The following is a 13,983-nucleotide window of genomic DNA, read 5'->3' as shown; positions in this document are numbered from 1 at the left end:
CGGATTGCTATGACGGATAAATCACAACAAGGCCCCGCAAGCGGGGTCATGGCTTCTGCTCAGCGCATCATCTCCATTATTGTCAGTATGGTGGAAAGCCGCGTTCGACTGGCCGTCATTGAATTAGAGGAAGAGAAAGCCAATCTAATTCAGTTGCTGATTATGGTCGGCCTGACGCTGCTTTTTGCCGCTTTTGGCATGATGAGCCTGATCGCGCTGCTCATCTGGGGCATCGATCCGCAATATCGCCTCTTTGCGCTGGGGTGTATTACCGCCACATTGCTCGGGCTGGCACTGATAGGCGGTATATGGACACTCGTGAAGGTACGTCGTTCCAGTTTGCTCAAAGCGACGCGTAAGGAGCTGGCGACCGACAGATCGCTGCTGGAGGACGATTCCAAATGAACCAGCGTCAACAGCGAGACAGAGAAAAAACCCAGCTACTGCGCCAGATACAGCAGCAGCGGCTGGATTTATCGGCAGGTAAGAAGCACTGGCTGGATACCACCGCCCGTTACGATCGCGGCTGGCAAAGCCTGATGCAGTGGCGTAAATACTGGATCGTGGGTTCCAGCCTCGTGGCGCTCTATGGCGTGCGCCATCCCAGCCGCATGATTCGCTGGGGACGCCGCCTCGTCGGGCTGTGGGGCACAATCAGACTCGTCCGCAAAACGTTTGAACCACGTCCGTAATCCTTCCTGTTGCCTCGGCTTATCTGCCTTATCTATAAGACATTTTTCATCTGACTGTTACCTAACGCGCTCATGTCATTACCGCGCGTTCTTGCATAGTTCACTGAACATCAATTTTTCTGAAATAAAGCAACAATTATACTCGCTGGAAGCGCAAATCATCTCTCTATACTATCTGCCCATAACCTGATGGCGGGCCAAGTTTTCAGACCACACCTGCTACAACAAACAAAACAGGGCAACATAGCCCACAACAAAATTAATTGGAGAGATGATGAAAAATTTAGAAAGTACTGCACTGCTGGTTGCACGTATCTTAATGCCAATTCTGTTTATCGTTGCAGGTTACGGTAAGCTGGGTGATGCCTATGCAGGCACACAACAATATATGCAGGCGATGGGCGTGCCGTCCTTCCTGCTGCCGCTGACCATTCTGCTGGAACTGGGTGGTGGTCTGGCAGTTCTGTTCGGTCTGCTGACGCGTACCGTCGCGCTGTTCACTGCGGGCTTTACGCTGCTGACTGCACTGATTTTCCACTCTAACTTTGCGGAAGGCATGAACCAACTGATGTTCATGAAAAACCTGACCATCGCTGGCGGCTACCTCCTGCTGGCTGTAACAGGCCCAGGCGCATTCAGTATCGACCGCCTGCTGGGCAAAAAGTGGTAAGACGAGCCTTTTCCGGCCTGTACTACACTTAATAGTCGAATACCGAATGAGACGGCAAGCATACAAGGCTTGCCGTTGTTTTATCATCACGCACTAACGGGAGGATTTATGGGACAACTGGTTGACGGCGTATGGCACGATACCTGGTATGAAACCAAATCTACCGGCGGCCATTTTAAGCGTTCAGAGTCCGCATTCCGCAACTGGGTAACGCCCGATGGCGCACCCGGCCTAACCGGCAAAGGTGGCTTTCCTGCCCAGTCCGGCCGTTATCATCTCTATGTTTCGCTTGCCTGCCCGTGGGCGCACCGCACGCTGCTCATGCGACAGTTGAAAGGGTTAGAAGATCACATCGCCGTTTCGGTGGTTCATCCCCTCATGCTCGATCATGGCTGGACGTTCGGTACCGATTTTGAAGCCGCGACGGGTGACTCACTCTATCAGCACGAATTCCTCTACCAGCTCTACCTGCACGCCATGCCAGACTACAGCGGTCGAGTGACCGTACCTGTCCTGTGGGATACTGAGCAGCACACCATTGTCAGTAACGAATCTGCCGATATCATCCGCATGCTGAATAGCGCTTTTGATGGCGTGGGAGCAACGGCGGGAGATTATTACCCAGAAGCGCTACGTGCTCAGATTGACGAATTGAACGGCTGGATTTACGACAAGGTCAATAACGGTGTGTACAAAGCCGGTTTTGCGACAAGCCAGTCAGCCTATGATGAATCTGCCACCGCCGTTTTCGCTGCGCTCTCCGATCTGGAAAGCATTCTGGCAAAACAGCGCTATCTGACGGGTGAGCAGTTAACCGAAGCCGACCTGCGGCTGTGGACGACGTTGATTCGTTTCGATCCGGTCTATCACACGCATTTTAAATGCGATAAATATCGCCTGAGCGATTATCCAAATCTGTTCGGTTTTCTGCGTGATATTTATCAGATGCCTGGCATCGCTGATACCGTCGATATGGCGCACATTCGTCACCACTACTATCGTAGCCACGGCACGATTAATCCACATGGCGTGATTTCGCTGGGTCCAGAGCAAGATCTGAACCAACCTCACCAGCGCGATAAGACGTTTGTCGATTTATACTAGGGTTTTGTCGAGTTTCGCTAAGCAGTAGCGAAATAGAGCGGCAAGGTGCGGAACCACACCTTGCCGCAAAAAGTGCGGGATTTAGGGCTGGTTCAACAGTTTCGGAATTTCACGCAGGAACCAGGACTTTGCCTCGCCCATGCTGTCTCGCCGCCAGGCCATAATGATCTGGCTTTCCATCTGGTGCTCAGGCCCGATCACCAGCAAACGCCCTTCGGCAATATCTTGCGCAACCATCGGATAAGGCATGGTCGCGACGCCTAATCCCGCCAGCAGCGCACGCCGTTTATCATCCAGTGAACTCACCGTCAGACGTTGCTGTTTATCCAACAGTTGCACGGTCAGTACCGGGCGTTCACGCGCGGTATCTGCCATCGCAATCCCACGGTATTTCACCCGAGTGGCATCCGACAGCGGTTCAGGCTCTTGATGAATCGGATGATCTGGGCTGGCGACATAAACATTATTCATCGTGTACAGTTTGCGGGTATTCATTTCGGAAGACGCACGAAAATGCATGTCTGGCGCAATCACAATATCGGCGCGCCCTTGCTCAAGACGCTCCCACGCCCCTGCCAGCACTTCCGTCAGAATCGATACCTGCGTATTGGCTTTAAGCGCCAGTTTATCGATTAACGGGAAAAGTCGCTGAGTAGGAATTAGCGCTTCCGTCACAATCGTCAGATGCGTTTCCCAACCGCGCGCCAGCGCTTCTGCATCCGTCGTGAGTTTATCTGCAGCTTCCAGCAGGATACGTCCGCGTTCCAGCAGCATCCGCCCGACATTCGTGAATTTAGTACGATGTCCAGAACGATCGAACAGCACCACATCTAACTCTTCTTCCAGTTTCTGCATGGTATAACTCAGTGCCGAAGGCACCCTACCCAACTCGTCTGCCGCAGCGGCAAAGCTGCCACGGCGATCGATCGCATCCATCACCCTCAAAGCTTCCAGCGTCAATGCTCGTTCTTTCGCCATCTTCGTACTCATTCAGGAATTTTGAACATACCCACCAGATTAACTAGCTAACAATCCAACGTCCACACAATTACTATCAGTTCAATAAATAATTCTCTGGGGGGATAACAATTATGATCACACGAAGAGCAGCAGGGCAATGCGGTCAGGCCGACTATGGCTGGTTGCAGGCGCGCTATACCTTCTCTTTTGGTCACTATTTTGACCCACAGCTGCTGGGCTACGCGTCTCTGCGCGTGCTCAATCAGGAAGTATTGGCACCGGGGGCATCATTCCAGCCGCGAACCTACCCACGGGTTGATATTCTGAACATTATTCTTCAGGGCGAGGCGGAATACCGCGACAGCAACGGCGGCCACATTCGGGCCAAAGCCGGAGATGTGCTGCTGCTCTCCACACAGCCAAACGTCAGCTATAGCGAACATAATACCAATGCCAACAAGCCGCTGACACGGCTGCAATTATGGCTGAATGCCTGCCAGACTCGCGAGAACAGCCCATTGCAGCGCATGGGGTTGAGTTCAGTAAACCATACACTGCTTGCCTCACCGGAAGGTGAACACAACAGCCTGCAACTGCGCCAGCAGGTTTGGGTTCATCATGTCGATCTCCAGCAGAATGAGCAAAGCACGATCGCGCTACAGGGGAATCAGGCATACCTCCAGCTAATTCACGGTTCAATGGCGGTAAAAGGCAATCAGAACAGTGAAACACTGCACTGCGGCGACGGAGCCTTTATTAAGGAAGAAACAGCGTTGACGCTACAGGCAGAGTCGCCTTTGCGGGCACTGCTCATCGATCTGGTCGTGTAACGCTTCTGTTCGTTGTTTTTGCAGGGACTTCTGTTCGTTGTTTTTACATGAAGTGGTTTTCGCAGGAAAACGCCGCCAGTTCGGCGTTTTTATTCAGTCGTGGTAAGATATCCGTCTTGTTCCTCAATGCGTCAGGGTGATATGACAATGGATTCAACCAAACAGGACAAACTTCTTGCCCAGGCTGAACAGATTTGTCAGCAGCGCGCTGTGCGTCTCACGCCGCAGCGGTTAGAGGTTTTACGCCTTATGGCACAGCAGTCCGGTGCTATCAGCGCTTATGACCTGCTGGATCTGCTGCGCGTTTCTGAACCTCAGGCGAAACCACCGACTGTCTATCGCGCGCTGGATTTTCTGCTGGAACAAGGCTTCATTCATCGCGTCGAATCCAACAACAGCTATGTGCTGTGTCACCATATCGAAGACCACAGCCACACGTCCGCCCTTTTCATCTGCGACCGCTGTGGGCAAGTCACAGAACGTCAAACCGAAGGTGTGGAAGAAACGCTTCGTAGTCTGGCGCAACAGTCGGGATTTACGCTGCGTCACAGCGTGGTGGAAGCACACGGGTTATGCGGAGGCTGTCAGGAAGTTGCATCATGCAAGCAGCCGGATCATTGCGATCACGACCATAGCGTCCCGATTAAAAAACGATAGCCCAAGGGCTATCGTTTTTTCTGTGGAGAGAGACATCACCTTTGTTACCCGTGATAGCTACCAGTGATATTTGTGGTGCTCTTCCCAGTGTTTCACTTCTTTCTCTGCCGCTTCTTTTGCGTACCCGTAGCGCTCCTGGATTCTCCCCACCAGTTGGTCACGTTTACCTTCGATGACCGTCAGATCGTCATCCGTTAATTTGCCCCATTGCTCTTTCGCTTTACCTTTAAACTGTTTCCAGTTACCGCTGGCTTGGTCTTTATTCATAAGAATCTCCGTACCTTAGGTGCATTGCGCATAAACGAATCGTGACTAACGACTCATGCGTCAGTTTTAGATAAATAGTTTTATTCAGTAAGCAGCATCATAACTATGTGAACCATGACGGTGCTCTTCGCCACTGTCTCCCTTGATTACCGGGCTATCTAAATGTGATGGCTAATGATCAATCGGCAAACGATCAATCAAGATAAAAATGCTTACCTTGATAAAAATTATAGTCGAATATTTCATTTAACATGGAAAATCAGGAATCTGTGACTGGAATGAACGTTGAGAAAGGGAATATCACCCAAAAAAGCAGTGAAAAAACAGAAGGGTAATGGGGATCGTAGAAAACGCGCGCGAAATGTAACTAAATATATATGGTTGGCAGATTAACAGACTGAACATGATGCACTGACCCAGACAGACGAGCAGTGCATCTCTGCGAATGGTTAGCTCCAGTCGCTGTTACGAATCACGCCAACCGCCAAGCCTTCTATCGAAAAGCTTTGCTGACGTAAATCGACAACAATCGGGGCAAACTCTTCATTTTCAGCGAGGAGGTGTACCGTATTGCCCTGCTTTTTCAAGCGCTTCACCGTCACTTCATCGTCAATACGCGCGACGACAATCTGACCGTTACGCACATCTTCTGTTTTATGCACGGCCAGTAAATCACCATCCATAATACCGATATCTTTCATCGACATACCGCTCACCCGCAGCAAGAAATCAGCGCTGGGTTTGAACATCGCAGGGTCAACCTGATAGTGACACTCGATATGTTCCTGTGCCAACAGCGGTTCACCTGCGGCCACGCGACCAACCAAAGGAATACCCGTCTCTTCTTCCATCAGTAGACGAATACCGCGAGACGCGCCCGATACAATCTCAATCACGCCTTTACGCGCCAGCGCTTTCAGATGTTCTTCAGCCGCATTGGGAGAGCGAAACCCCAGCTGTTGAGCAATTTCCGCGCGCGTTGGCGGCATTCCGGTCTGCGCAATATGATCGCGGATCAGGTCATAAACCTGCTGCTGCCTTGCTGTTAATACTTTCATTCCGCCCCCTGGTTGTTTATACAGTCTTGCTGTGAGTATATACAGGTAAGCCACAATTGGGAATGGAGATATCGGTAAAGCTCCTGACTTTTACTCATTTATGCGCGCCGTCAGGCAAAATGTTGCCAGAGGATGCTGCCCCAGACGACAGCGGCTAACAAGATGGCAACAAAGACAGCCGCCGAGCCAATATCTTTCGCCCGACCGGATAATTCGTGGTGCTCGAGACCAATGCGATCGACCACGGCTTCAATGGCGCTATTGGCCAGCTCAAACAGCATAATCAGTACCACAGACCCAATCAGCAGCAGTTTTTCGACCAGTGTAACCGGCAGTAAACACGCGATAATGACGCCGACAAGGGTCAGTATCGTTTCCTGACGAAATGCCGCCTCATGCTGCCACGCCTGCTTCAGCCCCTTAAAGGAATAACCGGTCGCCTTAATAATCCGGGTCATCCCCGTTGCTTTATTCATTTATCCTCCATTATTACGCAAAATAGTTCGCATTTTAACGCGCTTACGTTGTCTCATCACCACAGATCTCCGGCGCAGTTTCTGGTATCCTTGCGGCGCATTGCTAACAAGAGGCTCCATGTTGTTATGTCAGGTTGGCGTAAAATTTACTATAAATTATTGAATCTCCCACTGAAACTGCTGGTGAAGAGCAAAGTTATTCCCGCAGATCCGGTGGTCGAGCTGGGGTTAGATCCCTCACGTCCTATACTCTATGTTCTGCCTTATAACTCTCAGGCGGATCTCTTGACGCTACGAGCGAAATGCCTGGCATTGGGGCTACCCGATCCCTCGCAGTCGTTCGAATTCAATGGCGTCGAACTGCCTAGCCACGTCTTTATTAATGACGGGCCGCGCGTCTTCCGCTATTACGTTCCCAAACAGAAATCCGTCAAGCTGTTCCACGACTACCTGGATTTGCATCGTGCCAATCCAGATTTAGACGTACAGATGGTGCCGGTTTCTGTGATGTTTGGGCGTTCTCCGGGTCGGGAAGGCCACGCTCAGGCCGCACCACACCTGCGCTTGCTCAACGGTATCGAGAAATTCTTCGCCGTCCTGTGGCTAGGCCGCGACAGCTTTGTCCGCTTCTCCAGCCCGGTGTCGCTACGCTATATGGCGACCGAGCATGGTACTGACAAAACCATAGCCCACAAACTGGCGCGTGTCGCACGTATGCACTTCTCCCGCCAACGTTTGGCGGCAGTTGGACCACGTTTGCCGGTGCGTCAGGAGCTATTTAACAAGCTGCTGGATTCCAAAGCGATCAAGAAAGCCGTGGACGATGAGGCGCGCAGTAAGAAGATTTCTACTGAGAAAGCGCAGCAGAACGCTATTGCGCTGATGGAAGAAATCGCCGCTGACTTCTCCTACGAAGCCGTGCGTCTGTCGGATCGCGTATTAAGCTGGACGTGGAACCGCCTTTATCAAGGGATTAACGTCCACAACGCCGAACGCGTTCGCCAACTGGCGCAGGATGGTCACGGTATTGTCTATGTGCCCTGCCACCGCAGCCACATGGATTATCTGCTGCTATCCTACGTCCTGTACCATCAAGGCTTAGTGCCTCCACACATCGCCGCCGGCATCAACCTGAATTTCTGGCCAGCAGGACCGATCTTCCGCCGTCTTGGCGCGTTCTTTATTCGCCGTACCTTCAAAGGCAACAAACTGTATTCCACGATTTTCCGTGAATATCTGGGTGAGCTGTTTGCCCGCGGTTATTCGGTTGAATACTTTATGGAAGGCGGACGTTCACGCACGGGCCGTCTGTTAGAGCCGAAAACCGGTACGCTGGCGATGACCATTCAGGCCATGCTGAGAGGCGGCACACGCCCTATCACGCTGGTACCGATTTATGTCGGTTACGAGCATGTGATGGAAGTCGGCACCTATGCGAAAGAGCTGCGCGGTGCGGTGAAGGAAAAAGAAGGCTTTATGCAGATGGTGCGCGGTTTACGCAAACTGCGTAATCTCGGCCAAGGGTACGTGAACTTCGGTGAGCCCCTCCCGCTGACAACCTACCTGAACCAGCATGTTCCGCAGTGGCGTGACGCGATCGATCCCATCGAGGCACAGCGCCCGAGTTGGCTAACGCCGACGGTGCAGGATATCTCTATGGATATCATGGTGCGCATCAACAATTCTGCGGCAGCAAACGCGATGAACCTGTGCTCTACGGCTTTATTAGCCTCGCGCCAGCGCTCGCTGACGCGTGAACAAATGCACGAACAGCTGGATTGCTACCTCCAGTTGCTGCGCCAGGTGCCTTATCACAAAGATATTACGGCACCGAAGAAGACAGCGGATGAACTGCTGGAACACGCGCTGGGCATGAACAAGTTTGAAGTCGAGAAGGATAGCATTGGCGATATCATCATTCTGCCGCGCGAGCAGGCGGTACTGATGACGTACTACCGCAATAACATCCAGCACCTGTTGGTCTTGCCGTCGCTGATCGCCAGCATCGTCATCCACCATCGCCGGATTACGCTTGCCGAAGTAGTACGACAGATCGCGCTGATCTATCCGCTGCTACAAGCCGAGCTGTTCCTGCACTATTCCAAAGAGCAGTTGCCGGACGTGCTGGAGACGCTGGCTAATGAACTGATTCGACAAGAGCTGCTGTGCAGCCGTGACGGTCAATTAGCCATCAATCCGCCACGCATCCGTACGCTGCAACTGCTGTCAGCAGGCGTGCGTGAAACGCTGCAACGCTATGCAATCACGCTGTCTTTACTGTGTGCGAACCCAGGGATCAACCGTGGAACGCTGGAGAAAGAAAGCCGGAACATGGCACAGCGTCTGTCCGTCCTGCACGGTATCAACGCGCCGGAATTCTTTGATAAAGCGGTGTTCTCAACGCTGGTCGCGACCTTACGTACAGAAGGATATATCACCGACAGTGCGGAAGCGGCACAAGGCGATATCGTGGCAATCTACAATATCCTCGGCGATCTGATCACCCCGGAAGTTCGGTTGACCATTGAAAGCGCCAGCTCATCCGCTGAGATGGAAGCCGCCAGTCGGGTTGAAACCAATAGTCAGGTGGAAACCAGTAGTCAGCCGGTAGAAAAGGTCGAAGAAACAAAGCAGGATTAACCGGACAGTCACGGGAAAATGGCGGATAACATACCGCCATCAAGCCGTGAATACATATGGCATGACAAACACTTCTGAGCATTCCACCATAAAAAAAGCAGCGAGAAATCGCTGCTTTTTTTTGTCTCTGTCGGTTAGCCCTATAGGCCAAACAGTACGCCAATAAATATCGCCATACCCGCGTATTTATTATTGTGAAAGGCTTTGAAACAGGCATCACGCTCGCGCCCAGCGGTCAGGATTTGCTGGTAAACAAACATCCCCGCAGCCACCAGCAGCGAAATGTAGTAGGGGGTTCCCAATCCGCTGATCTTTCCTAAAATCAGCAGCAACGCCAGCATACTGAACTGCAGCAACCCAATGATGATATTGTCAAACCGGCCAAATAGGATCGCGGTAGATTTCACGCCGATCTTCAGGTCGTCATCACGATCCACCATCGCATATTGGGTATCGTAGGCGACCGTCCAGCAAATATACGCGACAAACATCATCCAGCAGCTCGCTGGCAGGCTTTCACTCACCGCCGCGTAAGCCATCGGGATTGACCAGCCAAACGCCGCGCCCAGCACAAACTGAGGAAGATGGCTGACCCGTTTCATGAACGGGTAGACCCACGCCAGAACCAGCCCCGCAACGGACAGCCAGATCGTCATCTTATTCAGTGTCAGCACCAAGCCAAACGCCAGCAAGACCAGCACGACAAACAATATTTTGGCCGCTCGTTCACTCACCTCACCGCTGGGCAATGGGCGAGAAGCGGTACGTTTTACATGGCCGTCAAAATGGCGATCGGCATAATCATTGATGACGCAGCCCGCCGCACGCATCAAGAAAACGCCAGCGACAAAAACAAACAGCGTCCACGGTGCAGGTGCCCCACCTCCCGCTAGCCACAGCGCCCATAGCGTTGGCCACAGCAGCAACAGAGAACCTATCGGTTTATCAATTCGCATCAAGCGACAATAAGCCAGCCATTTCCCTGCTGTAACACTTCTTTCCAAGGATTTATCTCCTCAAATTACCTGCCAACCTTCATCACCGGCTGAAATAAATCGGTGATTCCGGTAAGAAAAGCTCGGTCAACAGTAACGGATAACACGAGACACACAGGCGGGAACGCCGCGCCCATAAGCCTTCACTGCATCCGGTATGAATATAGTCACGCGTCAGCGCCTTTTGCCCAAACAGGTAGCGGCCTAGCGGCTGATTGCCTATTTTCGTCAGGGCTGAATCCGTGCCGTCGAGCGTCTGTTGCGGAACAATGGTACGGCCAAAAAGCCAGGGACGATCGTCACCATACAGCACCACTTCACGCAGCCAGTAACGTTCACTGTACGGCAGCTGTTCGCGTTCTTCGCCCAGCGCCTGTGGCGTAATGAATTTCTCACTGCACAGGATGGTCTTCAGTTGGGCACAATATTTTTCAAGTCGCCGCGTCATGGAGCCGGTTTCCATCAGCCAGTCACCAATGTGCTCAGGTAATACCGAAGGGGGCTCAGTAAACCAGGAAATAGAGCGCAGAAGCGTAGACGCATCGTCAGACATTGTCCCTACTCCGAACAGGGTTGTTTTGAATAAAAAGGTATTCGTAAATAAAGTAACTTCGCCATTGTAGCGCAGAATGCTTCCCCCGATAACACGCGATAAACGCATTCATCAACGATACGGCAACATTTCAGCAATGCAGCGCATAAAAAAAGCACCACCCAGTCTCGCGACCAGATAGTGCTCTTTGAAGGACAGAAAGACGAGCTTCTGTAACCTGACTCCTGTCACCAGAAAATGGCTTCCGGCAACAAGATGTCACATTACATCATGCCGCCCATACCACCCATGCCGCCCATACCACCAGCGCCACCTAAGTCAGGTGCATCGCTTTTCGGCAGGTCGGTAACCATACATTCGGTGGTGATCATCAGACCAGCAACGGAAGCCGCGAACTGCAGCGCAGAACGGGTGACTTTGGTTGGATCCAGGATACCGAAGTCGATCATGTTGCCGTATTCTTCAGTTGCTGCGTTGTAACCGTAGTTACCTTCGCCTGCTTTAACGCTGTTCGCAACCACAGATGGCTCTTCGCCAGCGTTGGAAACGATCTGACGCAGTGGCGCTTCCATCGCGCGCAGCGCAACTTTGATACCCACGTTCTGGTCTTCGTTTTGAGCAGTCAGAGAAGCCAGTTTAGCTGCAACGCGAACCAGCGCAACACCACCACCCGCAACCACGCCTTCTTCTACCGCGGCGCGAGTCGCAGCCAGGGCATCTTCAACGCGTGCTTTCTTCTCTTTCATTTCAACTTCAGTTGCTGCGCCAACTTTGATAACGGCTACGCCGCCAGCCAGTTTAGCCACACGCTCTTGCAGTTTTTCTTTGTCGTAATCAGACGTTGCTTCTTCAACCTGCTGACGGATCTGAGCAACACGGCCCTGGATCGCAGCTTCTTCACCCGTGCCATCGATGATGGTAGTGGTGTCTTTGTTGATCACAACGCGTTTTGCCTGACCCAGATCTTCCAGCGTCGCTTTTTCCAGCTCCAGACCGATCTCTTCAGAGATAACGGTACCGCCAGTCAGCGTCGCGATATCTTGCAGCATTGCTTTACGACGGTCGCCGAAGCCCGGCGCTTTCACCGCAGCCACTTTAACGATGCCACGCATGGTGTTAACCACCAGCGTTGCCAGCGCTTCGCCTTCAACATCTTCAGCAACGATAACCAGCGGTTTGCCGGCTTTCGCTACCGCTTCCAGTACTGGCAGCATTTCGCGGATGTTGGAGATTTTTTTGTCAGCAAGCAGGATGAACGGGCTTTCCAGTTCTACAGCACCGGTTTCCGGCTTGTTGATGAAGTACGGAGACAGGTAGCCACGGTCGAACTGCATACCTTCAACCACGTCCAGCTCGTCTTGCAGACCGGTACCTTCTTCAACGGTGATCACACCTTCTTTACCGACTTTGTCCATGGCTTCGGCAATCATTTTGCCTACGGTTTCGTCGGAGTTAGCAGAGATGGTACCAACCTGAGCGATAGCTTTAGAGTCAGAGCACGGTACAGACAGTGCTTTCAGCTCTTCAACAGCGGCGATAACGGCTTTATCGATACCGCGCTTCAGATCCATCGGGTTCATGCCCGCTGCAACAGCTTTCAGGCCTTCAGTGATGATAGCCTGCGCCAATACGGTTGCGGTCGTGGTGCCGTCGCCTGCTGCGTCATTCGCTTTAGAGGCAACTTCTTTCACCATCTGTGCCCCCATGTTCTCGAACTTGTCTTCCAGCTCGATTTCACGCGCAACAGATACGCCGTCTTTAGTAATGGTCGGTGCACCGAAGGATTTATCCAACACGACATTACGGCCTTTCGGGCCCAGGGTAACCTTCACTGCATCAGCCAGTACATTTACGCCGCGCAGCATTTTCACGCGAGCGTCATTACCGAATTTTACGTCTTTAGCTGCCATGGTCTATTTCCCTCAAATTCTTTCAGTTCAGATGATTACGCGCAATTACGCTTCAACAATTGCCAGAATGTCGCTTTCAGACATGATCAACACTTCTTCGTTATCAATCTTCTCTGCTTTCACGCCATAGCCATCATTGAAAATAACGATGTCGCCAACTTTCACATCCAGCGGCTTCACTTCGCCATTTTCCAGGATACGTCCGTGACCTACGGCCAGCACTTCACCGCGGGTAGATTTACCAGCAGCGGAACCAGTCAGTACGATACCGCCAGCAGATTTTGACTCAACTTCTTTGCGCTTGACGATCACGCGGTCATGCAATGGACGAATATTCATTGATAGCTCTCCTTTGAGAAAGTCCATATCGGTTTAGGATAAACGCCGACTATGTCTTCATAACAACTATGTTTCATAACGATTATGCTTTTCATAATCGGCCTTGTGGTGTTCTAAGTGGGGGCGTTTCACCGCCCTTCAAGGGAAAAAATTCATTTTTTTTGCGTTAGGTGTCGGCCTGTCGCTGACATCTGATAAAAAATAAGGATTATCAATATGATAATCCTTACCTGCTTTTCAATTCGTCTTGACGTTAACGGTTGTCACTATCGTCACGGTGTTCAATATTTGCGCGCCCGCCATCCTTGCGCTGATATTCACCTTCAAAGGTGTTACCGCCGGAAGACGACGCACCGGGGCCCGATCCAGAACCAGAACGCCAGACATGCAAGTGAGGCATCAGCTTGAGCGTCAGCCTTTTCTGTACCGGCGGCAGGAGTAACAGCAGCCCCAGAAAGTCAGTCAGGAAGCCCGGAATCAGGAGCAGGAAGCCCGCCAGCACCAGTGAAACGCTTTTTACCATCTCGGCCGCAGGGCTTTCACCTGCCGCCATTTTCTGCTGCATCTGCACCAGCGTTTTCATCCCCTGATTACGCACCAACGAGACGCCCACGCAGGACGTGAAGACAACCAGCAGCAGCGTCATGGCGACGCCAAGCACCTCAGCCACCTGAATAAACAGCGATATCTCGATGTAAGCCAAAAGAAAAATAAGTAATAACGGTAACCAGCGCACCCGGTACTCCTGTGTGTTTTACGCGTACTGTTTTAATAAAAACGTCTGTTAATAAGAACGTGTTAAGCCATCGCTATTGAAAACCCAGTACGCTTT

The 13,983-nt window shown here is 51.8% G+C and carries 16 protein-coding genes; 7 read left to right on the top strand and 9 right to left on the bottom strand.

Translation table 11 applies throughout. The annotated features are described in order from the left end of the window. Positions 1 to 9: 9 nt before the first annotated feature. The 4 genes from Q3A88_RS12760 (at position 10) to Q3A88_RS12745 (ending at position 2,466) form a co-directional block, all read left to right on the top strand. Positions 10 to 405, top strand: a complete 396-nt coding sequence (locus Q3A88_RS12760; RefSeq protein ID WP_317178037.1) for a phage holin family protein — start codon at positions 10 to 12, stop codon at positions 403 to 405. Continuing rightward, positions 402 to 692 (top strand): YqjK-like family protein, encoded by a 291-nt coding sequence (locus tag Q3A88_RS12755; RefSeq protein WP_317178036.1) that lies wholly within the window; start codon positions 402 to 404, stop codon positions 690 to 692. The genes Q3A88_RS12760 and Q3A88_RS12755 overlap by 4 nt, the downstream gene beginning before the upstream one ends. Positions 693 to 966: 274 nt before the next feature. After that, positions 967 to 1,362, top strand: coding sequence for a DoxX family protein (locus Q3A88_RS12750; RefSeq protein WP_010282928.1), 396 nt, complete (start codon positions 967 to 969; stop codon positions 1,360 to 1,362). 108 nt (positions 1,363 to 1,470) lie between these two features. Beyond that, complete coding sequence (locus tag Q3A88_RS12745) at positions 1,471 to 2,466, top strand: glutathione S-transferase family protein (protein WP_039461661.1); 996 nt, start codon at positions 1,471 to 1,473, stop codon at positions 2,464 to 2,466. Positions 2,467 to 2,547: 81 nt separating this feature from the next. Here the strand turns inward: Q3A88_RS12745 and Q3A88_RS12740 are convergent, their stop codons facing one another. Then, on the bottom strand, positions 2,548 to 3,444 hold the full coding sequence (locus tag Q3A88_RS12740; RefSeq protein WP_100017622.1) for a LysR family transcriptional regulator: 897 nt from the start codon (positions 3,442 to 3,444) through the stop codon (positions 2,548 to 2,550). A 113-nt stretch (positions 3,445 to 3,557) separates the two neighbouring features. Here Q3A88_RS12740 and Q3A88_RS12735 point away from each other — a divergent pair, with 113 nt between their 5' ends. Together Q3A88_RS12735 and zur are read left to right on the top strand one after the other, a co-directional pair. After that, positions 3,558 to 4,256, top strand: a complete 699-nt coding sequence (locus tag Q3A88_RS12735) for a pirin family protein (protein ID WP_110163447.1) — start codon at positions 3,558 to 3,560, stop codon at positions 4,254 to 4,256. A 147-nt stretch (positions 4,257 to 4,403) separates the two neighbouring features. Next, a complete protein-coding gene (gene zur / locus Q3A88_RS12730) occupies positions 4,404 to 4,913 on the top strand; it encodes a zinc uptake transcriptional repressor Zur (protein WP_039496818.1) in 510 nt (169 codons plus the stop codon). A gap of 57 nt (positions 4,914 to 4,970) precedes the next feature. On the opposite strand, the gene Q3A88_RS12725 is transcribed toward zur, so the two are convergent. The 3 genes from Q3A88_RS12725 to Q3A88_RS12715 form a co-directional block, all read right to left on the bottom strand. Beyond that, entirely contained in the window at positions 4,971 to 5,180 is a 210-nt protein-coding gene (locus tag Q3A88_RS12725) for a CsbD family protein (protein ID WP_010298839.1), read from the bottom strand. 449 nt (positions 5,181 to 5,629) lie between these two features. Beyond that, positions 5,630 to 6,238, bottom strand: a complete 609-nt coding sequence (gene lexA / locus Q3A88_RS12720) for a transcriptional repressor LexA (protein WP_010282910.1) — start codon at positions 6,236 to 6,238, stop codon at positions 5,630 to 5,632. A gap of 110 nt (positions 6,239 to 6,348) precedes the next feature. After that, positions 6,349 to 6,714, bottom strand: coding sequence for a diacylglycerol kinase (locus tag Q3A88_RS12715; RefSeq protein WP_039282393.1), 366 nt, complete (start codon positions 6,712 to 6,714; stop codon positions 6,349 to 6,351). Positions 6,715 to 6,840: 126 nt separating this feature from the next. Here Q3A88_RS12715 and plsB point away from each other — a divergent pair, with 126 nt between their 5' ends. Then, the gene (gene plsB, locus Q3A88_RS12710; protein WP_317178035.1) at positions 6,841 to 9,354 is read left to right on the top strand and encodes a glycerol-3-phosphate 1-O-acyltransferase PlsB; all 2,514 of its coding nucleotides are present in this window, start codon (positions 6,841 to 6,843) and stop codon (positions 9,352 to 9,354) included. 140 nt (positions 9,355 to 9,494) lie between these two features. Here plsB and ubiA read toward each other — a convergent pair whose 3' ends face one another. From ubiA to Q3A88_RS12685, 5 genes are all read right to left on the bottom strand, one after another. Further along, positions 9,495 to 10,358 (bottom strand): 4-hydroxybenzoate octaprenyltransferase, encoded by an 864-nt coding sequence (gene ubiA / locus Q3A88_RS12705; RefSeq protein WP_317178034.1) that lies wholly within the window; start codon positions 10,356 to 10,358, stop codon positions 9,495 to 9,497. Positions 10,359 to 10,392: 34 nt separating this feature from the next. Continuing rightward, entirely contained in the window at positions 10,393 to 10,902 is a 510-nt protein-coding gene (gene ubiC, locus Q3A88_RS12700; RefSeq protein ID WP_317178033.1) for a chorismate lyase, read from the bottom strand. Positions 10,903 to 11,165: 263 nt separating this feature from the next. Next, positions 11,166 to 12,812, bottom strand: a complete 1,647-nt coding sequence (groL, locus tag Q3A88_RS12695; RefSeq protein WP_010282899.1) for a chaperonin GroEL — start codon at positions 12,810 to 12,812, stop codon at positions 11,166 to 11,168. Between the two features lie 45 nt (positions 12,813 to 12,857). Beyond that, complete coding sequence (locus Q3A88_RS12690) at positions 12,858 to 13,151, bottom strand: co-chaperone GroES (protein ID WP_005971295.1); 294 nt, start codon at positions 13,149 to 13,151, stop codon at positions 12,858 to 12,860. Positions 13,152 to 13,404: 253 nt separating this feature from the next. Further along, the gene (locus Q3A88_RS12685; RefSeq protein WP_317178032.1) at positions 13,405 to 13,887 is read right to left on the bottom strand and encodes an FxsA family protein; all 483 of its coding nucleotides are present in this window, start codon (positions 13,885 to 13,887) and stop codon (positions 13,405 to 13,407) included. Positions 13,888 to 13,983: the final 96 nt, after the last annotated feature.

This window comes from Pectobacterium sp. HCp5_1 (genome assembly GCF_032905925.1).
Lineage (GTDB): Bacteria > Pseudomonadota > Gammaproteobacteria > Enterobacterales > Enterobacteriaceae > Pectobacterium > Pectobacterium brasiliense_A.
This window is presented reverse-complemented; position numbering and strand designations above follow the sequence as displayed.

What these genes read in the sequence shown, in the direction of transcription:
- zur (WP_039496818.1), top strand. Translation starts at nt 4,404, where the DNA reads ATGGATTCAACCAAACAGGACAAACTTCTTGCCCAGGCTGAACAGATT.
- lexA (WP_010282910.1), bottom strand. Translation starts at nt 6,238, where the DNA reads ATGAAAGTATTAACAGCAAGGCAGCAGCAGGTTTATGACCTGATCCGC.
- groL (WP_010282899.1), bottom strand. Translation starts at nt 12,812, where the DNA reads ATGGCAGCTAAAGACGTAAAATTCGGTAATGACGCTCGCGTGAAAATG.
- Q3A88_RS12750 (WP_010282928.1), top strand. Translation starts at nt 967, where the DNA reads ATGAAAAATTTAGAAAGTACTGCACTGCTGGTTGCACGTATCTTAATG.
- Q3A88_RS12745 (WP_039461661.1), top strand. Translation starts at nt 1,471, where the DNA reads ATGGGACAACTGGTTGACGGCGTATGGCACGATACCTGGTATGAAACC.
- Q3A88_RS12755 (WP_317178036.1), top strand. Translation starts at nt 402, where the DNA reads ATGAACCAGCGTCAACAGCGAGACAGAGAAAAAACCCAGCTACTGCGC.
- Q3A88_RS12740 (WP_100017622.1), bottom strand. Translation starts at nt 3,444, where the DNA reads ATGGCGAAAGAACGAGCATTGACGCTGGAAGCTTTGAGGGTGATGGAT.
- ubiC (WP_317178033.1), bottom strand. Translation starts at nt 10,902, where the DNA reads ATGTCTGACGATGCGTCTACGCTTCTGCGCTCTATTTCCTGGTTTACT.
- Q3A88_RS12715 (WP_039282393.1), bottom strand. Translation starts at nt 6,714, where the DNA reads ATGAATAAAGCAACGGGGATGACCCGGATTATTAAGGCGACCGGTTAT.
- Q3A88_RS12735 (WP_110163447.1), top strand. Translation starts at nt 3,558, where the DNA reads ATGATCACACGAAGAGCAGCAGGGCAATGCGGTCAGGCCGACTATGGC.
- Q3A88_RS12690 (WP_005971295.1), bottom strand. Translation starts at nt 13,151, where the DNA reads ATGAATATTCGTCCATTGCATGACCGCGTGATCGTCAAGCGCAAAGAA.
- Q3A88_RS12725 (WP_010298839.1), bottom strand. Translation starts at nt 5,180, where the DNA reads ATGAATAAAGACCAAGCCAGCGGTAACTGGAAACAGTTTAAAGGTAAA.
- plsB (WP_317178035.1), top strand. Translation starts at nt 6,841, where the DNA reads ATGTCAGGTTGGCGTAAAATTTACTATAAATTATTGAATCTCCCACTG.
- Q3A88_RS12760 (WP_317178037.1), top strand. Translation starts at nt 10, where the DNA reads ATGACGGATAAATCACAACAAGGCCCCGCAAGCGGGGTCATGGCTTCT.